This window comes from Nocardia sp. NPDC056541 (assembly GCF_042794235.1).
GTDB lineage: Bacteria > Actinomycetota > Actinomycetes > Mycobacteriales > Mycobacteriaceae > Nocardia.
The window spans coordinates 1-24,528 of sequence record NZ_JBHTUD010000029.1; the positions used below are offsets into that span (position 1 = coordinate 1).

At 66.8% G+C, this 24,528-nt stretch carries 23 protein-coding genes; all 23 read right to left on the minus strand.

Going from position 1 to position 24,528, the window contains the following annotated elements; translation table 11 throughout:
• Positions 1-189: 189 nt before the first annotated feature.
• The 23 genes from murA to argS all read right to left on the minus strand — a co-directional run bounded on the left by murA (position 190) and on the right by argS (position 24,441).
• A complete protein-coding gene (gene murA, locus ACFQ9R_RS32185; RefSeq protein WP_378996156.1) occupies positions 190-1,470 on the minus strand; it encodes a UDP-N-acetylglucosamine 1-carboxyvinyltransferase in 1,281 nt (426 codons plus the stop codon).
• Positions 1,471-1,561: 91 nt separating this feature from the next.
• The gene (locus tag ACFQ9R_RS32190) at positions 1,562-2,140 is read right to left on the minus strand and encodes a cob(I)yrinic acid a,c-diamide adenosyltransferase (protein WP_378996158.1); all 579 of its coding nucleotides are present in this window, start codon (positions 2,138-2,140) and stop codon (positions 1,562-1,564) included.
• Positions 2,137-2,565 (minus strand): DUF2550 domain-containing protein, encoded by a 429-nt coding sequence (locus tag ACFQ9R_RS32195; protein ID WP_378639396.1) that lies wholly within the window; start codon positions 2,563-2,565, stop codon positions 2,137-2,139. Before ACFQ9R_RS32195 ends, ACFQ9R_RS32190 begins: the two co-directional genes overlap by 4 nt.
• 186 nt (positions 2,566-2,751) lie before the next feature.
• Complete coding sequence (locus ACFQ9R_RS32200) at positions 2,752-3,129, minus strand: F0F1 ATP synthase subunit epsilon (RefSeq protein WP_378963587.1); 378 nt, start codon at positions 3,127-3,129, stop codon at positions 2,752-2,754.
• Between the two features lie 6 nt (positions 3,130-3,135).
• On the minus strand, positions 3,136-4,584 hold the full coding sequence (atpD, locus tag ACFQ9R_RS32205) for a F0F1 ATP synthase subunit beta (protein ID WP_056817894.1): 1,449 nt from the start codon (positions 4,582-4,584) through the stop codon (positions 3,136-3,138).
• Positions 4,585-4,609: 25 nt separating this feature from the next.
• Complete coding sequence (locus ACFQ9R_RS32210; protein ID WP_378996160.1) at positions 4,610-5,581, minus strand: F0F1 ATP synthase subunit gamma; 972 nt, start codon at positions 5,579-5,581, stop codon at positions 4,610-4,612.
• 58 nt (positions 5,582-5,639) lie between these two features.
• Positions 5,640-7,280, minus strand: coding sequence for a F0F1 ATP synthase subunit alpha (gene atpA / locus ACFQ9R_RS32215; protein ID WP_378996162.1), 1,641 nt, complete (start codon positions 7,278-7,280; stop codon positions 5,640-5,642).
• Positions 7,281-7,347: 67 nt separating this feature from the next.
• Positions 7,348-8,160, minus strand: a complete 813-nt coding sequence (locus ACFQ9R_RS32220) for a F0F1 ATP synthase subunit delta (RefSeq protein WP_378996164.1) — start codon at positions 8,158-8,160, stop codon at positions 7,348-7,350.
• A gap of 19 nt (positions 8,161-8,179) precedes the next feature.
• Positions 8,180-8,737 (minus strand): F0F1 ATP synthase subunit B, encoded by a 558-nt coding sequence (locus ACFQ9R_RS32225; protein ID WP_378996166.1) that lies wholly within the window; start codon positions 8,735-8,737, stop codon positions 8,180-8,182.
• A 5-nt stretch (positions 8,738-8,742) separates the two neighbouring features.
• Entirely contained in the window at positions 8,743-8,991 is a 249-nt protein-coding gene (locus tag ACFQ9R_RS32230) for an ATP synthase F0 subunit C (protein ID WP_056817903.1), read from the minus strand.
• A gap of 72 nt (positions 8,992-9,063) precedes the next feature.
• On the minus strand, positions 9,064-9,918 hold the full coding sequence (gene atpB, locus ACFQ9R_RS32235; RefSeq protein WP_378996168.1) for a F0F1 ATP synthase subunit A: 855 nt from the start codon (positions 9,916-9,918) through the stop codon (positions 9,064-9,066).
• 286 nt (positions 9,919-10,204) lie between these two features.
• On the minus strand, positions 10,205-10,663 hold the full coding sequence (locus ACFQ9R_RS32240) for a hypothetical protein (protein WP_378996170.1): 459 nt from the start codon (positions 10,661-10,663) through the stop codon (positions 10,205-10,207).
• 28 nt (positions 10,664-10,691) lie between these two features.
• Positions 10,692-11,822 (minus strand): MraY family glycosyltransferase, encoded by a 1,131-nt coding sequence (locus tag ACFQ9R_RS32245; protein WP_378996172.1) that lies wholly within the window; start codon positions 11,820-11,822, stop codon positions 10,692-10,694.
• Positions 11,823-11,835: 13 nt separating this feature from the next.
• Complete coding sequence (locus ACFQ9R_RS32250; protein WP_378996174.1) at positions 11,836-12,501, minus strand: L-threonylcarbamoyladenylate synthase; 666 nt, start codon at positions 12,499-12,501, stop codon at positions 11,836-11,838.
• 331 nt (positions 12,502-12,832) lie between these two features.
• The gene (prmC, locus tag ACFQ9R_RS32255; protein ID WP_378996176.1) at positions 12,833-13,714 is read right to left on the minus strand and encodes a peptide chain release factor N(5)-glutamine methyltransferase; all 882 of its coding nucleotides are present in this window, start codon (positions 13,712-13,714) and stop codon (positions 12,833-12,835) included.
• A 180-nt stretch (positions 13,715-13,894) separates the two neighbouring features.
• Positions 13,895-14,965 (minus strand): peptide chain release factor 1, encoded by a 1,071-nt coding sequence (gene prfA, locus ACFQ9R_RS32260; protein WP_062984459.1) that lies wholly within the window; start codon positions 14,963-14,965, stop codon positions 13,895-13,897.
• Between the two features lie 95 nt (positions 14,966-15,060).
• Entirely contained in the window at positions 15,061-15,297 is a 237-nt protein-coding gene (gene rpmE, locus ACFQ9R_RS32265; protein ID WP_067447685.1) for a 50S ribosomal protein L31, read from the minus strand.
• Between the two features lie 254 nt (positions 15,298-15,551).
• Positions 15,552-17,678, minus strand: coding sequence for a transcription termination factor Rho (rho, locus tag ACFQ9R_RS32270; protein ID WP_378996178.1), 2,127 nt, complete (start codon positions 17,676-17,678; stop codon positions 15,552-15,554).
• 268 nt (positions 17,679-17,946) lie between these two features.
• Positions 17,947-18,873 carry a homoserine kinase gene (gene thrB, locus ACFQ9R_RS32275; RefSeq protein WP_378996181.1) on the minus strand — a complete coding sequence of 309 codons (927 nt, stop codon included), beginning with the start codon at positions 18,871-18,873 and terminating at the stop codon, positions 17,947-17,949.
• A 25-nt stretch (positions 18,874-18,898) separates the two neighbouring features.
• On the minus strand, positions 18,899-19,990 hold the full coding sequence (thrC, locus tag ACFQ9R_RS32280) for a threonine synthase (RefSeq protein WP_378635756.1): 1,092 nt from the start codon (positions 19,988-19,990) through the stop codon (positions 18,899-18,901).
• A complete protein-coding gene (locus ACFQ9R_RS32285; protein ID WP_378996183.1) occupies positions 19,987-21,327 on the minus strand; it encodes a homoserine dehydrogenase in 1,341 nt (446 codons plus the stop codon). Before ACFQ9R_RS32285 ends, thrC begins: the two co-directional genes overlap by 4 nt.
• The gene (gene lysA, locus ACFQ9R_RS32290) at positions 21,324-22,745 is read right to left on the minus strand and encodes a diaminopimelate decarboxylase (protein WP_378996185.1); all 1,422 of its coding nucleotides are present in this window, start codon (positions 22,743-22,745) and stop codon (positions 21,324-21,326) included. The genes ACFQ9R_RS32285 and lysA overlap by 4 nt, the downstream gene beginning before the upstream one ends.
• A 34-nt stretch (positions 22,746-22,779) precedes the next feature.
• Positions 22,780-24,441, minus strand: coding sequence for an arginine--tRNA ligase (argS, locus tag ACFQ9R_RS32295; RefSeq protein ID WP_378996187.1), 1,662 nt, complete (start codon positions 24,439-24,441; stop codon positions 22,780-22,782).
• Positions 24,442-24,528: the final 87 nt, after the last annotated feature.

A 24,528-nucleotide genomic window follows, 5' to 3' on the forward strand; every position in this document is an offset into this window, starting at 1 on the left:
AAACTTTAGCTCAGGAAGCTCACCGGAAGCAAGTTCCGATCAAGTAACCCTGAACACATGATCAGTCAGGCGCTCAACGTCCTACCTCGTGTCCCGGCCGCTGGGCGGCTGAGTCGGTGTCCGTGTCGCTCTGACTCGAATAAAGTTACGTGCCGACCAACACGAAGTCAAATCGGCTGGTCAGGGGCCCTATTTCGGCGCATCTACCCGTTCGACCTGTCCGCCGAGCGCCTGCATCTGCTCGACGAACCGGGGGTAGCCGCGGTCGATGTGATAGACGTCGTGCACTTCGGTGACGCCATCAGCGACGAGGCCGGCGAGCACCAGGCCCGCACCCGCGCGGATGTCGGAAGACCAGACCGGTGCACTCGACAACCGCGGGATTCCACGGACCACCGCATGGTGACCGTCGGTCCGGGCGTCGGAGCCGAGCCGGATCATCTCCTCCACGAAACGGAACCGCGCCTCGAAGACGTTCTCGGTGATCATCGAGGTGCCGTCGGCGATAGCGGCCAGGCCGATGGCCATCGGCTGCAGGTCGGTCGGGAAACCGGGGAACGGCAGCGTCGCGAAGTTCACCGCGCGCGGACGCTCGGCCTGCACGACCCGGAAACCGTTGGGCTCGTACGAGATTCGCGCGCCGGCCGAACGCAGCTTGTCCAGCACCAGCGCCAGGTGCTTGGGGTTGGCGCCGGTGACCCGGACATCGCCGGTGGTCATCGCGGCGGCGATCCCCCAGGTGGCGGCGACGATACGGTCGCCGATCACCCGGTGTGTGGTGGGCGAGAGGCTCTTGACGCCCTGCACGGTGAGCACGGAGGAACCGGCACCGTCGATCTGCGCACCCATCTGTACGAGCATGGTGCACAGGTCGACGATGTCGGGCTCGCGCGCCGCATTGTCGATGACCGTCTCCCCCTCGGCCAGGACCGCGGCCATCAGGATGTTCTCGGTCGCGCCCACCGACGGGAAGTCGAGGCGGATCCGCGCGCCCTGCAACTGTTCGGCCGACGCCACGACGCAACCGTGCTCGATCGCACTGGTCGCACCGAGCAGGCGTAGGCCCGCCTGGTGCATGTCAAGGGGTCGCGAACCGATCGCATCGCCACCGGGCAGCGCCACCACGGCGCGTTTGCAGCGCGCCATCAGCGGACCGAGCACACACACCGAGGCGCGGAACTGGGTCACCGCGGGGAAGTCCGCGTGGTACTTGGGCTCGGCGGGGGTATCGATCGTCACCACCGAGTTGTCACCGCCGACATCGTCGGAGATCGTCACATCGCAGCCGAGGCCGCGCAGCACCTCCGCCATCAAGGGGACATCGAGGATGTCCGGGCAGTTGGTGATGGTGGTCGTGCCCTCGGCCAGCAACGAGGCAGCCATCAGCTTCAGCACGCTGTTCTTCGCGCCGCCGACCGCGACCTCGCCGACGAGTCGATTGCCGCCGGAGACCAGAAACCGTTCGCTCACCACGCCAGCTTATCGACCGTCACGCGACGACACGCCCCCCTGCCACGAAAGAACAAGAAACCGACCGATTCTCCGCGTCGGAGAGTCGCTTTCAGCGTGGTAGCCCGCCGCCGGGCTGCCACAACACGTCACCGGAAGGATTGGTGGCGCGGCTGAGGATGAACAGCAGGTCCGAGAGTCGATTCAGATATTTCGCGGGCAGCACACTGGTGTCGGCAGGGTGCGTTTCGACAGCGGACCACGCGGATCGCTCGGCGCGCCGCACCACAGTGCGGGCTGTGTGCAACAACGCAGCCAACGGCGTGCCGCCGGGCAGGATGAACGAATTCAGCGGTGCCAGACCGTCGTTGAACTCGTCGCACCACTTCTCGAGCCGGTCGATATAGGGCTGGGTGATGCGCAGCGGCGGATACTTCGGTTCGGCGACAACCGGGGTGGACAGATCGGCGCCCGCGTCGAACAGATCGTTCTGGATCTGGCGCAGCACCGTCAGCACAGCGGGTTCGGGCGCACCGAGGGCGACGGCGACACCGAGTGCGGCATTGGCCTCGTCGCAGTCGGCGTAGGCGATCAGCCGGGGATCGTTCTTGGCGACACGGGAGAAATCGCTGAGACCGGTCGTCCCGTCGTCGCCCGTGCGGGTATAGATCCGGGTCAAATGCACGCTCACGACGGGCCTCCACGAGTGCGGCGGGCGCGATCGGACGGTCGCGACTCCACCCAGGACAGAAAAGCCGCCATCGAACCGCGGTCGAGCGCGAGCTCGAATTTGCTGTGCGGATCGGTGACGGCTACCACCACGATGTCATCGCTCATGATGTCGAATTCGTCGCCCTGCGGCGCTCGGCGCTCGACGATCTCGAGGCCCTGCCGATGCACCGTGGAGTCGGGTCCGAATTTCAGGCTGGTCAATTTGAAGAAGACGAGGCGATCCTCGTCGTAGCGAATGAGCCCGTGCCGCCAGCCTTGGCCGCCGCGCGCGGGCAGTGAACGTAGGAGCGCGGCCGTGCCCCCGCGGCGCAACATCACCAGGCGATAGGTCGACGCACCGGCTACGAACACGAGCGTCAGCACCAGAATGATCAGGAGAACCATCCCGGTTTGCAATGCCGTACGCCCTTTCGCTCTAGCCGGTGTCAAAGACACCCCCGCCCAGACATTCAATCACGCCCACTACGCGGTGCTCCGGCCGGATCGTCTATCCCCACGAAAAGGCGGTGCAAACAACTCTGCCGGCGAGGAACCGAAGTTCCTCGCCGGCAGAGAGTCGTACTACTGCGATCAGTCGGTCACGGTCGCTTCGACCGCACGCACCTGGCCCTGGGCCGCGCGCAGCTCCACCTCGGTGGCGCTCGCATCGGCCAGCACCTTGCGTGCCGCGTCGACGTCGACCTCACCCGCGAGATCCGCGGACTCGGCCAGCACCCGCACGGTGTCGGCGGTGACCGAGAAGAAGCCGCCGTGCACCGCGGCGACGATCCGCTCGCCGTCGGTCGACACGATGGAAACCGTGCCGCCCTCGACGAGCTGACCGAGCAGCGGCTCGTGGCCTGCCATGATGCCGATCTGACCCTCGGTGGTCTGCGCGCTGACGAACGAAGCCTGGCCGGACCAGATCTTGCGCTCGACAGCTACGAGATCAACTGTCATCTCCGCCATAGTGGACTACTTCCCGAGGATCTTCTTCGCGGCTGCCTCGACGTCGTCGAGACCACCGCAGGAGTTGAACGCCTGCTCCGGGTAGTGGTCGAACTCGCCCTTGCAGACACGGTCGAAGTCGTCGATGGTCTGCTCCAGCGGAACGACCGAGCCGACCTGGCCGGTGAACTTCTCGGCGACGATGAAGTTCTGACCGAGGAACTTCTCCAGGCGACGGGCGCGACCGACGAGGACCTTGTCCTCTTCGGAGAGCTCGTCCATGCCGAGGATGGCGATGATGTCCTGCAGTTCCTTGTACTTCTGCAGGATCCGCTTGACCTCGTTGGCAACCCGGAAGTGGCGCTCGCCGACGATCGAAGCCTCGAGGATACGAGAGGTCGAGGTCAGCGGGTCGACGGCCGGGTAGATGCCCTTCTGCGAGATCGGGCGCGAAAGCTCGGTCGTCGCATCCAGGTGGGCGAAGGTGGTCGCCGGCGCCGGGTCGGTGTAGTCGTCGGCGGGGACGTAGATCGCCTGCAGCGAGGTGATCGAGCGACCCTTGGTCGAGGTGATGCGCTCCTGGAGCTGACCCATCTCGTCCGCCAGCGTGGGCTGGTAACCCACGGCCGAAGGCATGCGACCCAGCAGGGTCGAGACCTCGGAACCGGCCTGGGTGAAACGGAAGATGTTGTCGATGAAGAGCAGCACGTCCTGGTGCTGGACATCGCGGAAGTACTCCGCCATGGTCAGCGCCGACAGGGCGACGCGCATACGCGTGCCCGGCGGCTCGTCCATCTGGCCGAAGACGAGGGCGGTGTCCGGAAGGACGCCCATCTCTTCCATTTCCAGACGGAGGTCGGTGCCCTCACGAGTACGCTCACCGACGCCTGCGAACACCGAGGTGCCCGAGAACTCGCGAGCGATACGGGTGATCATCTCCTGGATCAGCACGGTCTTGCCGACACCGGCACCACCGAACAGACCGATCTTGCCGCCCTTGACGTACGGGGTCAGCAGGTCGATGACCTTGACGCCGGTCTCGAGGATCTCGGTCTTGCCCTCGAGCTGGTCGAAGCTCGGCGGCTGACGGTGGATGCCCCACTGCTCGCCGTCCCGGCCGAGGCCGGGGGTGTCGAGGCAGTCACCGAGGGCGTTGAACACGTGGCCCTTGACGATGTCGCCGACGGGCACCGAGATCGGCTTGCCGGTGTCGGTGACGGTCGCGCCACGGACCAGGCCGTCGGTCGGCTGCATCGAGATGGTGCGCACGATGTTGTCGCCGAGGTGCTGAGCGACCTCGAGGGTGAGGGTCTTGGCCACCGACGGGAGCTCGATGTCGGAGTTCAGAGCGTTGAACAGCTCGGGGATGGCGCCACGCGGGAACTCGACGTCCACGACGGGGCCGATGACACGGACGACGCGACCAGCGGTTTCGCCCGCCTTCTTCGCGTTGTCCTGAGTGACAGCTGCGGTCATTAGATTGGTTCTCTTCCTGCGCTTCTTAGTCGCGGTCCGAGCTCGACGCCAGCGCATTGACGCCGCCGACGATTTCGCTGATTTCCTGCGTGATCTGGGCCTGACGCACCGAGTTCGCCTCGCGCTGGAGCACATTGGCCAGCTCGTTGGCGTTATCGGTCGCCGCCTTCATTGCGGTGCGCCGAGCCGCGGACTCGGATGCCGCTGCCTCGAGCAACGATGCGTAGATACGCGTGTTGATGTACTTGGGCAGCAGCGCCCCGAGCAGCACATCGGCGTCCGGCTCGAACTCGTACTGCGCCGTGGCCACCGCGTTCGGCGAATCCGACATGATGTCGTCACCGAGCTCGTAGTTCTCGTCGACGTAGCTGACCTGGATCGGCGCCAGGCGGCGCACCTCCGGGTTCTGGGTCAGCATCGAGACGAACTTGGTGTACACGATGTGCAGCTCGTCGACACCCTCGATGGTTCCGGTGCCGTCGAGCGAGGAGACCTCGCTGTCGGAGCCGGCCATGAAGGCCTCGACCAGGTGCTGGCACGCGGCCGAGGCATCGGTGTACTTGGGCTGCTGGGAGAAGCCGAACCACGACGCCTGGAACGGACGGTTGCGGAACTTGTAGTACGTGATGCCCTTGCTGCCCATCACGTACAGAACGGGTTCCTTGCCGTCGCCACGCAGCGTGGTCATGAGCTCTTCGGCACGCTTGAGCACGTTCGAGTTGTAGCCACCGCACATACCGCTGTCACTGGTGATCACCAGGACAGCGGCCCGACGAGCGTTGGGACGCTCGGTCAGCAGCGGGTGCGACAGGTTCTTCGAAGCGCTCGCCAGTTCGCCGAGGACCTTGGTGATCTCCTCGGCGTACGGCTTGGCAGCCGCAACCCTGGCCTGGGCCTTGGAAATTCGCGAGGTCGCGATCAGTTCCTGAGCCTTGGTGATCTTCTTGATCGAATTCACACCACGAATGCGGGAGCGCAATTCGCGCAAACTTGCCACTAGCGGTTCACACTCCCTTCATTCGCCAGATCGGAAATTGCCGACATCATGACCCGGCTTACTTGTCGACGTGCTTGCGGGTGACCGACAGCGACTCGACCTCTTCGTGGTCCAGCTCGCCCGCGGCAGCCTCGTTCACGATGCGATTGCCGTTCGAATCGAGGAAGCCCTGCTTGAACTTGTCGGTCTCGGCCTTGATCGCGTCGGCGGCCTCGCCGGCGAGCGGCTTCTTGCCACCCTCGAGCGCGTCGAACGAGCTCTGGGTCGCGCCGTGCAGGTACTCGAGCAGCTCGGCGGTGAAGCGACGCACGTCTTCGACGGGCACCGACTCGTAGTAACCGGCGTCGACCAGGAAGATCGAGACGACCTGATCCTCGACCGAGACCGGGGAGTACTGGTCCTGCTTGAGCAGCTCGACCCAGCGGGCACCACGCTCGAGCTGCGCCAGCGACGCGGCGTCGAGGTCGGAGGCGAAGGCGGAGAACGCCTCCAGCTCGCGGTACTGCGCCATTTCCAGACGCAGCGAACCGGCGACCTTCTTCATGGCCTTGGTCTGGGCGGCGCCACCGACACGGGAGACCGAGGTACCGACGTTGATCGCCGGGCGGACGCCCTTGTTGAACAGGTCGGACTCGAGGAAGACCTGGCCGTCGGTGATGGAGATGACGTTGGTCGGGATGAACGCCGAGACGTCGTTGGCCTTGGTCTCGATGATCGGCAGACCGGTCATCGAGCCGGCGCCCATCTCGTCGGACAGCTTCGCGCAACGCTCCAGCAGACGGGAGTGCAGGTAGAAGACGTCACCGGGGTACGCCTCGCGGCCCGGCGGACGACGCAGCAGCAGCGAGATGGCGCGGTACGCCTCGGCCTGCTTGGTCAGGTCGTCGAACACGATGAGGACGTGCTTGCCCTGGTACATCCAGTGCTGGCCGATGGCCGAACCGGTGTACGGAGCCAGCCACTTGAAGCCGGCGGAATCGGAGGCCGGGGCAGCGACGATGGTGGTGTACTCCATCGCGCCGTGCTCCTCGAGCGCGGTCTTGACGCCCGCGATGGTGGAGCCCTTCTGGCCGATCGCGACGTAGATGCAGCGAACCTGCTTGTCGGCGTCGCCGGTCTCCCAGTTCGCCTTCTGGTTCAGGATCGCGTCGATCGCGACGGCGGTCTTGCCCGTCTTGCGGTCGCCGATGATCAGCTGACGCTGGCCGCGACCGATGGCGGTCAGCGCGTCGATCGCGGTGATGCCGGTGGCCAGCGGCTCCTCGACCGGCTGACGTTCCAGCACAGACGCGGCCTGCAGCTCCAGCACGCGGCGCTCGTCGGCCTCGATCTCGCCCAGGCCGTCGATCGGCTGGCCGAGCGGGTTGACGACGCGACCGAGGAACTTGTCACCCACGGGGACGGAGAGCACGTCGCCGGTGCGACGGACCTGCTGGCCCTCCTCGAGCGAGGCGTACTCGCCGAGGATGACGGCACCGATGTTGGTGTCCTCGAGGTTCAGCGCGACGCCGAGAACCCCGCCGGGGAACTCGAGCAGCTCGTTGGCCATCGCCGAAGGCAGGCCGCTGACGTGCGCGATACCGTCGCCGGTATCGGTCACGATGCCGACTTCTTCGATGGAGGTTTCCGGGGTGTAGCTCTGGGTGTAGCTCTCGATCGCGCTACGGATCTCGTCGGAGGAGATCGTCAGCTCCGCCATGTTGTTCCTGCTCTCGCTGTGGTCTCGAATGTCGGGGATGGGGGAAGTGGAGTCTGGGCCTTGTCGATTACGACAGAGCCCGACGCAGCTTCTCCAGTCGGCCGGTGGCGCTGCCGTCGATCACGTCGTCTCCGACGCGGACGACGACGCCGCTCAGCAGCGTCGGGTCGACCTGCACGTGCACGGTGACCGCCTTGCCGTAGATCCGCCGCAGGGAAGCCGACAGCTTCTCCTTCTGCTGATCGTTCAGCTCGACCGCCGAGTTCACGTGGGCGACGATCTGGTCACGACGGGCCGCCGCCAGATCGGACAGGGCGTCGAAGGCGACGCCGATGTTGTTGGTCCGCAGGCGGGTCACCGCCTGCTCGGCCAGCGCCAGGGTGACCGGCTCGACCTTGCCGTTGAGCAGCCGCTCGACCAGTTCGCGCCGCGCCGAGGCGGGCTTTCCCTGATCGGACAGTGCCTGCTCCAGCTTCGGGTTGTCGGCGATGATGCGTCCGAGCCGGAACAGCTCGTCCTCCACCGCGTCCTGTCGGCCACCGACGGCGGCAGACTCCAGCAGAGCCTCCTGCCCGAGCAGCACCAGGGTGTCGACCAGGTCGCGGGTGCGTGACCAGTCCTGCGCCACCGCGGTGGTCAGCACTGCCTGCGTGGCAATGCTGACCTTGCCGCCGAAGACCCGCTCACTGAGTTCAGCGCGCGCCGAACCCGGCACCGAGGCGTCCGCGAGCGCCACACGCAGCGAACGCTGGTCGTCCAGCACGGCGACAACGGCGAACAGTTCCGACCCCGTTGTGGCCGCAACAGTTTCGCTTCCGGTCAGAGCGACCCGAAGCGCCTCGCGAGACCGGGTACTGGCCTCGCGGCTCGCTGCGTACATGCTTCTCACTTTCGCGTCGCTACCTTCCGACCCCGATGGCGTCGGTGTCGTCGAGTTCACTGAGGAACTTGTCGATCGACGCCGCCTGCTTGGCTTCGTCCGAAACCGACTGACCGATGATCTTCTCGGCCAGGTCGACGGCCGTACGGCCGACCTCGGAACGCAGCTCCGTCAGGATCTGCTGGCGCTGGGCTTCCAGCTGGGAGTGACCGGCGGCGACGATACGGTCGCTTTCGGCCTGGGCATCCGTGCGCATCTGCGCGAGGATCTGCTGACCCTGGGTGCGTGCTTCCTCGCGGATGCGCGCGGCCTCGAGCCGGGCGTCGGCAAGCTGCTGCTGGTACTGCTCCAGCGTGTGCTGTGCCTCGGCCTGGGCTGCTTCGGCCCTGGCGATACCGCCTTCGATCTTGTCTGTGCGCTCTTCGAGTGTCTTGGTCACACGCGGGATCACGTATTTCCAGAAGAGCACGCCGATGATGACGACGCAGACGATCGACCAGACGATGTCGTACGTTTCGGGAACGAGAGGATTCACATCCTCTCCACCCTCAGCTGCGAGCGTGATGAGTTCGCGCATCGGAATCAGAAGATGAAGCCGGCGACGAGGCCGATCAGCGCCAGGGCCTCGGTGAACGCGATGCCGAGGAACATGGTGGTGCGGATCTGGCCGGACAGCTCGGGCTGACGAGCGATGCCCTCGATGGCCTTACCGACGACGATACCCACGCCGATGCCGGGGCCGATCGCGGCCAGACCGTAGCCGATGGCGCCGAAGCCCTTGAAGGTGCTCTCGGTGGTCGCGGCTTCCTGGGCCAGGTAAGCGAGGCTCATGAATCTTTCCCTTTCTGTTGCTCACCCGCCGGTCGGCGTGTGTAGCAGGTTTCCGGTCGTTGGTCAGTCAGGTCAGTGGTCGGCAGCGTGCTGCGACTGGCCGATGTACACGGCGGCCAGCAGCGCGAAAACGTAGGCCTGCAGGAAGATCACCAGCAGCTCGAAGAGCGTGAAGCCGATGCCGGCCAGCAGCGAGAACGGCGAGAAGACCTTCATCCACGCGGCGGCGTCGAACAGGAAGAACCAGGTCGCGCTGAAGAACAGCACCAGCATGATGTGGCCGGCCAGCATGTTGGCCATGAGACGCACGGTGAGCGTGAACGGGCGCAGGATGAAGGTCGAGATGAACTCGATCGGGATCAGCAGCACGTGCAGCGCGACCGGCACGTCGGGGACGACGATGCTGTGGCGGATGTAGGAGAAGAACCCGTACTTCCGGATACCGACGTAGTTGTACGCGATATAGACGATCGCGGCCAGCACCAGCGGCATGCCGATGCGCGCATTCGACGAGATGTTCAATCCGGGAATCACACCGGAGAAGTTCAGGAACAGAACCGTGAAGAAGATCGTCGCGATGAGCGGGAGGAACTTCTTGCCGGTTTCCTTACCGAGAACCTCGTCGGCGATCTGCTCCTTGACGAAAACCACACCGGCTTCCATCACGTTCTGCAGGCCGCGTGGCACGATCTTCGGCGAGCGGAATGCCAGCACGAAGACGGCCACCAATACGGCGGTCATCAGCAGCCGGACCAGCATCAGGCGATCGAGTTCGAACGGCGTCCCCGCGAACAGCACTGCTGGAGGGTAGAAGTCGGACAGCGATGGCGCGTGAAACTCGCCCGCCGCCAAAGTGATGACGCTCAGCGTTCTCTCCCGTGTTCGGGCCGCAGGTACGACTGTCATTCCCGCGGTTCGATCGGACATTGACGATCAATGGGGTCGACTCTGGTCGGCTCGAAATTCGACAGCGGCTCGTACGGTATAACCCGTATCGGCTTCTGTTCGGGCGTCGGCGACATCGTCGACATGCTTCAACCGGGCACATTCCACCCGGATCGGCAGTAAGCATAGCGGCACCGGGTGGGATCCCGATGATCCCCCCTGGTAACTCGAGGCATAGCCCCGAGTTTGTCGGGCCGGGCCTCTAGCTTGGGTGCTTGCTTACCAACACTTTACCAAGCTATCTACGACAGTGTGTAGCTGGGTGGGATTATTCCTGCTCGGAAGCCGTTTCGCTGTCTCCCGCGCGTGTCGTGACGTACGGAACCTTCTGGCTCACAACGCCGTACGTCTCCGCACCGAGGACGATCAGCAGGGCTCCTACCACCGTAAAGAACAGCGCGGGCCCGCTGTAGAAGTCGAACTGCTTGAGCACCACGATCACCAGCAGCGCCACCAGCAACTTGCCCACCCAGCTGACCAGCATCACCGCACCTGCCATGGTCGGCGGCAGTTTCGCGCCGAGCAGCACCGCGACGACCGTGGTGAGGATGAACCCACCACCGATCGCGGCGCCGAGCAGCGCCCCCCACAGACCGGGCATCCCGGCCACCGCGGAGGCGATCGCCACCGAGACGACGACGAGCACGCCGAGGCCGATCAGGCCGTAGCGCAGCGCGGCGCGCAGAGGGGCGTCAGGGCCTGGCACGGTTTCGGGTGTAAAGCTCACGGCCCGAACTTTACCTTGCGGGCCGAACTCAGTGCTGCGTCGACTCCGACCTGCGCACGGACGGGATCGCGGTCACTACCAGCGCGAACACCAATCCGCCTGCCACCAGCAGGACAACAAGGCGTCTATCCATCAGCGAAGTTCCCACCGCGCCGAACGCGAGAACACCGACCCATAAATAGATCAGCAAGACCACGCGACGGTGCGAATGCCCGATCTGGAGCAATCGGTGGTGCAGATGCATTTTGTCCGGTGTGGAGAAACTCACGCCGGCGCGCACCCGGCGCACGATCGCCAGCAACAGGTCGAGCACCGGAATGAACATCACCGCCCCGACCAGCAAGATCGGCGACAGCAAACCGACAATGTCGCGCGGTCCGTAACCCTGGAGTGGAATTCGCCCGGAGGCGCCGGTGGATACCGCGGCCAGGATCAAACCGATCATCATCGAGCCGGTATCGCCCATGAATATTCGGGCGGGCGAGAAATTGTGCGGCAGAAATCCGAGGCAGGCACCGGCCAGCGCGGCGGCCAGCAACGCGGGCGGATAGGTGTCGACCGAACCGCCCTGGTCGTAGAGCAAACCGATGGAGAACACGAAAACCGCGCTCGCGCAGATCAAACCGAGACCGGCGGCGAGGCCGTCCAAACCGTCGACGAAGTTCATCGCGTTCACCAGGGTGACGGTGATGCCGACGGTGACCAGGCCGCCCTGCAACGCGTCGAGCACAACGGTGGTGTCGTTGAAGGGGTTGTAGATCACGTACCAGCTCAGGCCCATCACGGCCATCACGCCCGCGGCGGTGATCTGACCGACGAATTTGGTGAGCGCGTCCAATCCCCACCGGTCGTCGACGATGCCGACCAGCACGATGATCGTCGCGGCGACCAGCACCGCCGGGATATCCGGGGCGTAGTCGAAACCTCGTCGCAGCGCGGGCAATTGGTGCGCGAACAACACCGCGGCGACGACGCCGACATACATGCCGACACCACCCATCCGCGGGACCGGCTTCACGTGCACATCACGCTCACGTGGCACCGCCACGGCGCCGAACGCGATGGCGAGCACCCGCACGCCTCCGGTGGCCAGGAAAGTCACCGTGGCGGAGACGAGCAGCACGAGCAGTAGCTCGCGCAGGGGAACGACTGAGCTCATCAGCGGCGTGCGATCACCGCTGCGCGGAGCTGATCAGGGCTTCCGGCACCATCCCGAGCACCTCCGCGATATCGGCCACCGACACAGCACCCTCCCGCAACACCCGCGGCTGATCCGCGGTGAGATCGACGATCGTCGAGGCCACAGCGTGTTCGGCCGGGCCGCCGTCGAGATACACGCTCGCCAGCGACCCCAACTGCTCGCGCGCCTGCGCGGCGGTGGTCGCGGGCGGCTGCCCCGACACATTGGCACTCGACACCGCCAGCGGCCCGACCTCACGCAACAATTCGAGCGCCACGGGATGCAACGGCATCCGCAACATCACCGTGCCACGGGTATCACCGAGATCCCACGCGAGCGAAGGCGCGGCCTGCACGACAAGACTCAGCGCACCGGGCCAGAACGCGCGAATCAAGTCCCGCGCCTGCGGCCGCACCGAGAACACCAGGCCGTCGATGGTGTGCCACGACCCGACGAGCACCGGCACCGGCATATCGCGTCCACGGCGCTTGGCGGCCAGCAGATCGCTCACCGCGGCGGAATCGAACGCGTCGGCGGCGATGCCGTAGAGCGTGTCGGTGGGCATCACGACCAACCGACCGGACTTCAGAGCGCTGGTCGCGGCGGTGATGCCCGCCGCACGCGAATCAGCTTCGGCACAGTCATAGACGGTACTCACAGCGTCTGTCGCCTCTCCGCGAATTTTTTCCGGTCGTTGGTGCGCGCAAGAGTCTAACTCCCAGGCTGAGGCCGCAGTGCCGGGGGACTTTTGGGCATGACCGGGCGCCTGATGCTCAGAGTGTGCTGGTTGACCGCTCGCCGACCGAGTCGCGGCGTCAGCCCCGGCAATTGGGCAATCGTCCAGAGTTTGCCGGCCGTCGGCGGGGCTACGCTGAACCGGGTCTCACGCGCGCAGATGCGAACTCGTGCCGGGCCGCCGAGGCGACTCACGCACCGTCGGAATCGACGGCGATCGAGGCCGGCCCGGGCCACGCCGGATTCGCCTGCGCTCAGGGACGGTCAGGGCGCCGGGCGACCACGAAGCGGGGCTTGTCGGCCAGGTCGACGTGTTCGACGACGTCGGTGAAATCGGCTGCCGCCAGTAGCGCCGCCACTCCCCCGCCATTGGTGTCGTCGTGTTCGATGCCGGTGGCGCCGCCGGAGTTCAGGAGGCGGGCGATGGTGGGGATCATCGCCCGGATGACGTCGAGGCCGTCCGGGCCCCCGAAGAGGGCGCGGTGGGGGTCGTGGTCGGCGACCTCGGGGTCGAGGATCGCGGCGTCGGGGATGTAGGGCGGGTTGGCGACGACCAGGTCGACGCGGCCCGTCAGCGGGGTGAGCAGGGCCGGGTCGGTGACGTCGTCGGCGTGCAGGGTGATCGGGGTGTCGCCCCCGGCGATACGGGTGTCGGCGTTGCGACGGGCCCAGGCGAGGGCGGCGGGGTCGAGTTCGACGGCGTGGACCTCGGCGTCCGGGCGGGCGTGCGCGATGGCCAGCGCCAGTGCGCCCGAGCCGGTGCACAGGTCGACGACGATCGGCGTGTGGTCGTGCGGAAGGGTCTCCAGGTAGGCCAGCGCCCACGCGAACAGCAGTTCGGTCTCCGGGCGCGGGACGAACACCCCGGGGCCCACCGCGAGGTCGATCTCACCCATCGCGGCCGTTCCGATCAAGTGCTGCAAGGGAATTCGAGAGGCCCGCCGCTCGATCACCGCGCGGTATCGATCGGCGACCTCGGGCTCGACCAACGGGATCATCGCCAGCCGCATGCGCTCGGTACCGAGCACATGGGCCGCCAGGTTCTCCGCGTCGGGCATCGGCGAACCGACGCCGGCCTCGGCCAGCCGGGCGGCGGCTTCGACGATCAGCGGCCGCAACCGCACCCGCTCGGTCATCGATCCGTCCGGTCCATCACGGCGCGCTCGCAGGTCGGCCGCTGCTCGCGTCGATCGTTCATCCGAGCGACCTCGGCGTGGCCATGGCGGGCGTGATGAGGCCTGCGACCGCCCCGGCCGAGCGGTCCACGTCGGTGTCCCGTGGGGCCGCCGGTGCGGGGAGTCGACTGCTCATGCCGGTTACTCGGCAGCCATTCGCGCGTCGCGGTCGGCCTTGCCGAGCGCGTCGAGCAGCGGGTCCAGATCGCCATCGAGGACGGCGTCGAGATTGTGCGATTTGAACCCGATGCGGTGATCGGCGATCCGGTTCTCCGGGAAGTTGTAGGTGCGGATCCGCTCGGAGCGGTCGACCGTGCGGATCTGGCTGGCGCGACCGGCCGCGGCTTCCTGGTCGGCCTGCTCCTCGGCCAGCGCCTGCAGCCGGGCGGCGAGCACCTGCATGGCGCGCGCCTTGTTCTGCAGCTGGGAGCGTTCGTTCTGGCAGGTCACCACGATGCCCGAGGGCAGGTGGGTGATGCGTACCGCGGAGTCGGTGGTGTTGACGCCCTGGCCGCCCTTGCCGGAGGACCGGTAGACGTCGATGCGCAGGTCGGTCTCGTCGATCTGCACCTGCTCGACCTCGTCGGGCTCGGGGTAGATCAGCACGCCCGCGGCCGAGGTGTGAATGCGGCCCTGCGATTCGGTCACCGGCACGCGCTGCACCCGGTGCACCCCGCCCTCGAACTTGAATCGCGACCACACCCCGTCGCGCGCGGCGTCCTTGCTCTTGATCGACAGCGTCGCGTCCTTGTATCCGCCCAGGTCGGAATAGGTGACATCGAGCGTCTCCACCTTCCAGCCGTGCCGCTCGGCGTACCGGATGTACATGCGCGCCAGGTCGGCGGCGAACAGCGCCGATTCCTCGCCGCCCTCGCCGGACTTCACCTCGAGCACCACGTCGTCGCCGTCGTGCGGGTCGCGCGGGGCGAGCAAGTCGGCGAGAGCCTGTTCCAGCTCCACCAGCTGTGTCTCCAGCCCCGGCACCTCCGCGGCGAACGAGGCGTCGTCGGAGGCCAGCTCACGGGCGGCTTCCAGATCGTCGCGCACGGTCTCGAGCTTGCGATAGGTGCTCATCACCGGTGCCAGCTCGGCGAACCGCTTACCCACCCGTCGCGCCGCACCCGCGTCGTTGTGCAACGACGGATCGGCGAGCTGCATCTCCAGGCCGGCGTACTCGGCCAGGATGTCGTCGATAGCGGACGGCTGCGTCACAGAAAGTTCCTTATGTGTGGGAAAGCGATGACCTCGGGCAGAGAAACCACCGACGCCCGGCCTGCTGATGCAGTACCGGGCGTCGGGAGAGGTAACTAGGAGGCGTCTTCGGCCTTCTTGGCACCTGCGCGCTTGCCGTAGCGAGCCTCGAAGCGAGCCACGCGGCCGCCGGTGTCGAGGATCTTCTGCTTGCCCGTGTAGAACGGGTGGCACTGCGAGCAGACCTCGACCGAGATCTGGCCGGACTCCTTGGTGGAGCGAGTCTGGAAGGTGTTGCCGCAACCACACACAACGGTGGTCTCGACATACGTGGGGTGGATTCCTGCCTTCATGGGCGTCCTCTCGATAATGGTCGCCGGGTCGTAGCCCCATGGAGTGGAGTACGTGAACCGGAACCGACTAGGCGGGATGTCTGCGAACTCGCAGACACACAGTTGTCCAGTATGCCAGAGCAGACCGCACCCTCCCAGAACACCCCCCACCTCCGCTTTGTTCCCTGTGATATTGCGGCCGGCGCCGCGCGTTCTCGGCCGAGAACGAGCAAGGGCCCCGCCGAAGCGAGGCCCTTGCCGGTGGTTCTAGACGATCACTCGTCGAGAGCGCTCGGTGCGGTCTTGGAGACCGTCATCAAGAACTCGAGGTTGTTCTTGGACTTGCGCAGACGATCCATCAGCAGATCGATCGCCTGGTGCGAGTCCAGACCCGACAGCACGCGCCGCAGCTTGTGCACCACAGCCATCTCGTCGGGCGAGAGCAGCAGCTCGTCGTGGCGGGTGCTCGACGGGTTGATGTCCACCGCGGGGAACACGCGCCGCTCGGCGATCTTGCGGTCGAGCTTGAGCTCGGCGTTGCCGGTGCCCTTGAACTCTTCGAAGATCACCGTGTCGCCGGTGGAACCGGTCTCCACCATCGCCGTGGCGATGATGGTGAGCGAGCCACCGTTCTCGATGTTGCGGGCCGCGCCGAGGAAACGCTTCGGCGGGTACAGCGCGGTCGAGTCGACACCACCGGAGAGGATGCGGCCCGAGGCAGGCGAGGAGTTGTTGTACGCACGGCCCAATCGAGTGATCGAATCGAGCAGCACCACAACGTCTTTGCCCATTTCCACCAGACGCTTGGCACGCTCGATGGCGAGCTCGGCGACGGAGGTGTGGTCACCCGGCGGGCGGTCGAAGGTGGAGGCGATGACCTCACCCTTCACCGAACGCTGCATATCGGTGACCTCTTCGGGACGTTCGTCGACCAGGACAACCATGAGGTAGCACTCGGGGTTGTTGATCGCGATCGCGTTCGCGATGTCCTGCATGATCGTGGTCTTACCCGCCTTGGGCGGAGACACGATCAGCGCACGCTGACCCTTACCGATCGGCATGATCAGGTCGATCACACGCGTGGTGAGCTTGTTCTGCGCGGTTTCCAGACGCAGCCGCTCGTTCGGGTACAGCGGGGTGAGCTTCTGGAAGTCCGGCCGACGACGCGCCGCTTCGAGCTCGCCACCGTTCACGGTGTCCAGGCGAACCAGCGGGTCGAACTTCTGCCGCTGGTTGTTCTGCTCGCCGTCGCGCGGGGCGCGCACCGCACCGGTGATCGCGTCACCGCGGCGCAGGCCGTTCTTGCGCACCAGGTTCATCGACACGTACACGTCGTTGGGGCCGGCGAGGTAGCCGGAGGTCCGCACGAACGCGTAGTTGTCGAGGACATCGAGGATGCCCGCGACCGGCTGGAGCACATCGTCTTCGCGAATGTCGTAGTCGCGCGCCTCGGACTGGCCGCCACCGGCGGGACCACCATCGCGGTCACGACCACGACGACGCTCGCGGAATCGACGACCCCGGCGACCGCGGCCGCCTTCCTCGTCGTCACCACCGCGGTCGTCGCGGGGTCCGCGATTGCCGCCGCTGTTGCCGTTCTGGCTCTGGTTCTGGTTGCGCTCGTTCTGATTACGGTCGCCACCGGTGCGCTCGCCACGGTCGTTGCCGTTGCGGTCGCCACCGGTGCGCTCGCCACGCTCGGCGCCGTTGCGGTCGCCACGCTCGCGGCGACGCTCGCCCTGATCGCCACCTTCGGCCTTGTCGGCCTGCTTGGTCTCCTCGGCGCGGTTCTCGGCCGGGGCGCGGTTCTCGGCGGGAGCGTTGTCGCCACCACCGGAACGGGCCTGGTCACGACCACGACGCTGCCGACCGCGGCCACGCTGACCGCCGTCGCGACCGGAATCCTCGCCTGCGTCGGCGGGGGCGTCGGTCTTGACCTGCTCGGCCGGAACCTCGACGGTCTTGGCCTCGGGGGCCTTGACCTCGACGGGAGCCTGCTTCTCGACGGGCGCGGCCTGCTTGTCGGCCTTGGCGGACTTGTCCACCTTCGCGGGCGCTTCGTTCTTGACGGGCGCTTCGTTCTTGGCAGGCGCTTCGTTCTTCGCGGGCGCGTCGTTCGCGACGGGCGCGGCGGCGGGCTTGTCCCCCTTGGCGGGCGCTCCGGATTGATTTTCCTTGATAGCGGCGATGAGATCGCCCTTACGCATTCCGGAGGTACCTCGGATACCGAGCTCCCCCGCCAGTGCGCGCAACTGCGGCAACAGCATTCCAGTCAGCCCCGATCGTGCGACGTCGGTTTGTTCGCTCATTTTCGAAATCTGTCCGGATTCACTTTCGCGGCTGCCCGAGTTCGTAGGGTTGGAATCCACCCCGGGTGTCGCGAGCAGGTCCGTTTCTGTCACGGAAGTCCTTTCCTTCCCTCGAATGCCGTGTGCTGATTCGAGGGTTCCGTTCCGTAGACCCGGCAATATATGCCGAGCTCGGATTATGCGTCCATGTTCGACGCCTGTGCCGTACTACCCGCCGCGGGAGGACCGGAGGCCTTCGCCACCAGAAGACAGTGGTGAGGGGAGCGATTGCCCTGATGAAGCACCGGCGTCTGATGCGCACGATGTACGGACTTGCTCAGAATAGCTGCCTATTGCGAACAACGGCAAGGCAGGCACGCCGTCAGTCGATCGATACCCCGTCGGCAATGCCGGGTTCGACCACGCGCAGACCGTCCGATTCGGCCTGTTTGCGCAGGTCATCGGGGAATTCTTCGGTGGTCAGGGCAAGCACGGTCGGGCCGGCGCCCGAGACGGTCGCCGCGATACCCGCGGCGCGCAACAGCTCGATCCACTTCGTGGTGAGCGGTAGCGCGGGGGCACGCTGGGTCTGGTGCAACCGGTCGGCGGTGGCCGACATCAGCAGATCGGGACGTTCGGTCAGCGCGACAACGGCCAGCGCCGCCCGGCTGACGTTGAACGCCGCGTCACCGTGAGGCACCTGCTCGGGCAGCAGCCCGCGGGTGTGCGCCGTGGACGAGCGTTCCTGCGGGATCAGCACCACCGGACGAAGGGCCGATGCCGGGGTGAGCCGCACGGCCCGGTAGGCACGGGTCTGCGCGGCATCGGTTTCGGTCCACGACACCACGATTGCCCCGAGCACGCTGGCAGCGGCATTGTCGGGGTGGCCTTCGAACTCGGAGGCCAGCTGCACCAGCCGGTCGTCGTCCATGCGCAGCGCGGGATCGAACTTCGCGGCCAGCCCGGCGCCCGCGGCCAGCCCGCCGACCACGGCCGACGCGCTGGAACCCAGCCCACGCGAGTGCGGAATCACGTTGCGGCACACGACGTCGAGACCGTCGGCCCACACACCCAGCGATTCCAGTCCACGCTCGATCGCGCGGACCACCAGATGTGTTGGGCCCCAAGGCACGTCGTCGGCGCCTTCACCCTCGACGCGGATGCCCAGCCCCGACTCGGTAGTGCGCACCACGATTTCGTCGTAGATGCCCAATGCCATTCCGAGACAATCGAATCCGGGACCGAGATTGGCCGTCGAGGCGGGAACACGCACGGTCACTTCGAGACCGGCGGGCAGCGTCGCTGTCATCAGCGTTGGCTCGGGTGCGGTCAACTCAGGCCAGCTCGAGTTCGCGGGCGATAGCGACCGGGTCGACCGCGATCGGCTTGACCTCGGGCATTCCGGCCAGCGCGTTGTCGGGGTCCTTGAGACCGTTGCCGGTCACGGTGCACACGACGGTCAGGCCCGAATCCAGCCAGCCTTCCTTGCGCGCGGCCAGCAGACCGGCCACGCTCGCGGCCGACGCGGGCTCCACGAAGACGCCCTCTTTCGCGGCGACGAGGCGGTAGGCGGCCAGGATCTCGTCGTCGGTGGCCGCGCGGAACGCGCCACCGGACTGCTCCTTGGCTTCCATCGCACCGTTCCACGACGCCGGGGCGCCGATCCGGATGGCGGTCGCGATGGTCTCCGGGTCCTTCACCGGCGCACCGTTGACCAGCGGCGCGGCACCGGCGGCCTGGACACCGAGCATGCGCGGCAGCACCGAGGTGATGCCGTCGGCGTAGTACTCGCGGTATCCACGCCAGTAGGCGGTGATGTTGCCCGCGTTGCCGACCGGCAGCACGTGCACATCGGGCGCCTTGCCGAGTACATCGCAGATCTCGAACGAGGCGGTCTTCTGGCCTTCGATACGCGCCGGGTTCACCGAGTTCACGAGGCCCACCTGCGGGAACTCCGCGGTCACCTTGCGCGCGAGCTCGAGGCAGTCGTCGAAGTTGCCCTCGACCTGGATGATCTTGGCGCCGAGCATCACGGCCTGGGCCAGCTTGCCCATCGCGATCTTGCCCTGCGGGATCAGCACGGCGCATTCCATGCCCGCGCGGGTGGCGTACGCCGCGGCCGAGGCCGAGGTGTTGCCGGTCGACGCGCACAGCACGGCCTTCTGGCCGCGGTACTTGGCGTCGGTCATCGCCATGGTCATGCCGCGGTCCTTGAACGAACCGGTCGGGTTGGCACCCTCGACCTTGAGATACACCTCGCACCCGGTGAGCGCGGACAGGTGCGGCGCGGGGACCAGCGGGGTACCGCCCTCGAACAGGGTCACCGGCTCCCAGTCGGCCGCGCCGGCCAAGCGGTCGCGGTAGGCAGCGATCAGACCGGGCCAGCGCGAGTGCACGCCGGTCTGGGGGGCGATGCCGTTCGTCATTCTTCGGTGCCTTCCAATCTGAGAACGCTGGTCACAGCGGTGACGGATTCCATGTCCGCCAATACGGCGACAGTATCTGCCAGCGACGACTCCACCGCATGGTGGGTGACGACCACGAGCCGGGCGCCGTCGCCGTGGCCCTGCTGACGCACGGTCGAGATGCTCACCCCGTGCTGGGCGAAGGTGTCGGCGACCGCGGCGAGCACGCCGGGACGGTCCTCCACCTGCAGGTTCACGTGGTAGCGGGTGGGGGTGTCGCCGATCGGCGCGATCGGCAGCTCAGCATAGACCGATTCGCCGGGCGCACGACCACCGTAGAACTTGTTACGCGCGGCCATCACCAGGTCACCGAGCACGGCCGACGCGGTGGGGGCGCCACCGGCGCCCTGCCCGTAGAACATCAGGCGACCGGCGTTGTCGGCTTCCACCACGACGGCGTTGAACGCGCCGTTCACCGAGGCCAGCGGGTGCTTGCGCGGGATGAGCGCCGGGTAGACGCGCACCGAGACGCGATCCTTGCCGCCCTCTTCCAGCGTCGGCTCACCCGGACCGGCCGAGACGCGCTCGCAGATGGCGAGCAGCTTGACCGTGCAGCCGACGGCCGACGCGGTCTCGAGGTCTTCGGCGGTGATCTTGGAGATGCCCTCGCGATAGACATCGGCCGCGGTCACCCGGGTGTGGAACGCCAGCGAGGCCAGGATCGCAGCCTTGGCGGCAGCGTCGTAGCCCTCGACGTCGGCGGTGGGGTCGGCCTCGGCGTAGCCGAGCGCGGTGGCCTCGGCGAGCACGTCGTCGTAGGCCGCGCCGGTCTCGTCCATCGCGGAGAGGATGAAGTTGGTGGTGCCGTTGACGATGCCGACGACCTTGTTCACCCGGTCACCCGACAGCGACTGGATCAGCGGCCGGACCACCGGGATCGCACCGGCGACGGCGGCCTCGAAGTACAGGTCGGCGCGGCTGCCCTCGGCGGCGGCGGCGAGTTCGCCGGTGTAGTCGGCCAGCAGCGCCTTGTTGGCGGTGACGACGGACTTGCCCGCGTTGAGCGCGTCGCCGATCAGCTTGCGGGCGGGGTCGATGCCGCCCATGACCTCGACGACCAGGTCGACATCGTCGCGAGCGACGAGCGCGGAGGCGTCGGTAGTGAGCAGCTCGGCGGGCAGACCGCGGTCCTTGCCGATGTCGCGCACCGCGACACCGCGCAGCACGAGCGGTGCTCCGACGCGCGAACGCAGGTCATCGGCGTGATCGCGCAGCACGCGAACCACCTCGGTGCCGACAGTGCCCATCCCGAGCACGGCTACGCCGAGCGGACGTCCCGCGTCATTGGTGCCGTTCATTCTTCCACCTCCAGGCTGAGCAGGTCCGCCACCGTTTCCCGGCGCAGAATCAGTCGCGCCGCACCGTCACGCACCGCGACCACGGCGGGCCGGGTGAGCAGGTTGTAGCGGCTCGACATCGAGTAGCAGTACGCACCGGTCGCCGCCACGGCCACCAGGTCACCGGGGGCCGCATCGGCGGGCATCCACGTGTCACGAATGACGATATCGCCACTCTCGCAATGCTTTCCGACCACGCGCGCGACGACCGCATGGGCGTCCGAGGAGCGCGAGACCAGACGGCAATCGTAGTCGGCCTGGTACAGCGCGGGGCGGATATTGTCGCTCATCCCGCCGTCCACACTGACGTAGCGACGGCGCGCGCCACCGTCGAGTTCGACATCCTTGATGGTGCCGACCTCGTACAGAGTGACGGTGCCGGGACCCGCGATCGCGCGACCCGGTTCCACGGCGATGGTCGGCTCGGGCAGCCCGGCACGGGCGGCTTCGGCCGCGACCAGAGCGCGCAGGTTGGTGGCGAATTCACCCAGCGGCGGCGGGTTGTCGCTCGGCAGGTACGAAATGCCGAGACCACCGCCGAGATCCAGGGTCGAGATCTGGGCGGTGCGGTCGATACCGAACTTGTCGATGGCCTCGCGCAGCAGGCCGAGCATGCGGCGCGCGGCGATCTCGAAACCGTCGAGTTCGAAGATCTGCGAGCCGATGTGGCTGTGCAGACCGACCAGACGCAGGTTGTCGGCCTCGAAGACGCGCGCGAGGGCTTCCATGGCGTCGCCGCCCGCGATCGAGAAGCCGAACTTCTGGTCCTCGTGCGCGGTGGAGATGTACTCGTGGGTGTGTGCCTCGACGCCGACGGTCACGCGGACCAGCACGTCCTGCACCACGCCCGCCGCACCGGCGACCGCTTCGAGCCGCTCGATCTCGTAGAGCGAGTCGACGACCACGTGCCCCACACCGGCCGTGACGGCCGCTTCGAGCTCGGGCACCGACTTGTTGTTGCCGTGCAGCGCGATGCGCTCGGCCGGGAAACCGGCATTCAGCGCCACCGCGAGCTCGCCGCCGGAGCACACGTCGAGGGAAAGGCCCTCGTCACGGATCCAGCGCGCGATCTCGCCACACAGGAACGCCTTGGACGCGTAGTGCACGCGGGCGTTCGGCCCGAACGCGGCGACCATGTCGCGGCAGCGCGAGCGGAAGTCGTCCTCGTCGATCACGAACAGCGGCGTGCCGTACTGCTCGGCGAGCTGGGTGACGGGCACGCCCGCCAGCGCGACCACACCGTCGTCACCGCGCGAGGCATTGCGCGGCCAGACGTTGTCGGGGAGGTCGATCATCTCCCTCGGGTCGGTCGGGCGCTCGGCCAGACTCGGCGCGTGCGGGATCTCTGCGTGCCGGGGACCGGCCGGGTGTGCACTCATCGCAGTGCGTCCTTCCTGAAAAGCTTGCCGGTGTTCACATGCGCTCCGGTGCGCTCACGCCGAGCAGGGCAAGGCCGTTGGCCAGCACCTGACGGGTCGCCTTGACCAGTTCGAGGCGAGCCGCGTTGAGCGGGGTGACGGCGTCGTCGCCCTTGGGCAGCACGCGCATGTCGTCGTCGGACTGGAACGGGTGGTACACACCGGCCAGTTCTTCGAGGTAGCGGGCGATGCGATGCGGTTCGCGGGTATCGGCGGCGGTCGCGACCACGCGCGGGAAGTCGCCGAGGGTGCGGATCAGATCGCCTTCGCGACCGGAGGTCATCAGCGCGAAATCCGGTTCGACAGAAGCGAATTCGGGGTACTTCGCGGCATTGCCGATGATGCTGTTGGTCCGCGAGTGCGCGTACTGGACGTAGTAGACCGGGTTCTCGCTGCTCGCCTTGGTCCACAGGTCCAGGTCGATGTCGATACTCGAGTTCACCGAGGAACGCACCAGCGAGTAGCGCGAGGCGTCGACACCGATCTGTTCGACCAGGTCGTTGAGAGTCACCACGGTGCCCGCACGCTTGCTCATCTTCACGGCGACGCCGTCGCGCACCAGGTTCACCATCTGCCCGATCAGCACCTCGACGGTGTCGGGGTTGTCGCCGAACGCGGCGGCGGCGGCCTTCAACCGGCCGATGTAGCCGTGGTGGTCGGCGCCGAGCATGTAGATGGCCAGGTCGAAACCGCGGCCACGCTTGTTCTGGAAGTAGGCGATGTCACCGGCGATGTAGGCGGCGTTGCCGTCGCTCTTGAGGACCACCCGGTCCTTGTCGTCGCCGTATTCGGTGCTGGCGATCCACCAGGCGCCGTCCTTCTCGTACAGGTTGCCCGAGTTCTTCAGCTGCTCGACGGCCTGTTCGACGGCGCCGGAGGCGAACAGTTCGCTCTCGTTGAAGTACACGTCGAAATCCGTGCCGAACTCGTGCAGGTCCGCGCGGATCTGGGCGAACATCTGCTGCACGCCCTCGCTGCGGAACACCTCGTGCCGCTCGTCGGCGGGCAGGGTGAGCACATCGGGATGCGCGGCGACGATGCCCGCGCTGATCTCGGCGATGTACTCGCCCGCGTACCCGTCCTCCGGGGTCGGTTCGCCCAGTGCGGAGGCGACCAGCGACTTCGCGAAGCGGTCGATCTGCGCGCCGTGGTCGTTGAAGTAGTACTCCCGCGTCACGTCGGCGCCCTGAGCGGCCAGGATGCGACCCAGCGCGTCACCGACGGCGGCCCAGCGGGTACCGCCGAGGTGCACCGGACCGGTCGGGTTCGCGGAGACGAACTCGAGGTTGATCTTGGTGCCTGCCAGCGCGGACCCGGTGCCGTAGATCTGCCCCGCGGCCAGGATCTGGCTGACGATGACGCCCTGCGCCGAAGCGGCGAGACGAATGTTCAGGAAGCCGGGCCCGGCGATCTCGGCCACATCGATCCCCTCGGTGGCCGACAGCGCCTCGGCGAGCCAGCCTGCCAGCTCGCGGGGGTTGGTTCCGACCCGCTTGGCCACCTGCATCGCTACATTCGTGGCATAGTCGCCGTGTTCGGGGTTGCGCGGACGCTCCACTGTGACCTGCTCGGGCAGGACCGACGAGTCCAGTCCGCGTTCGACAAGCACCTTCGCCGCGGTGGTACGAAGGAGATCTGCAAGGTCAGCTGGAGTCACGAGTCTCTATCCTATTGGCTGGGCCCCTTGCAACCACGACCGCCCGCCACGAACCCACCGATCCACACGTCGAAAGAGCACAACGAG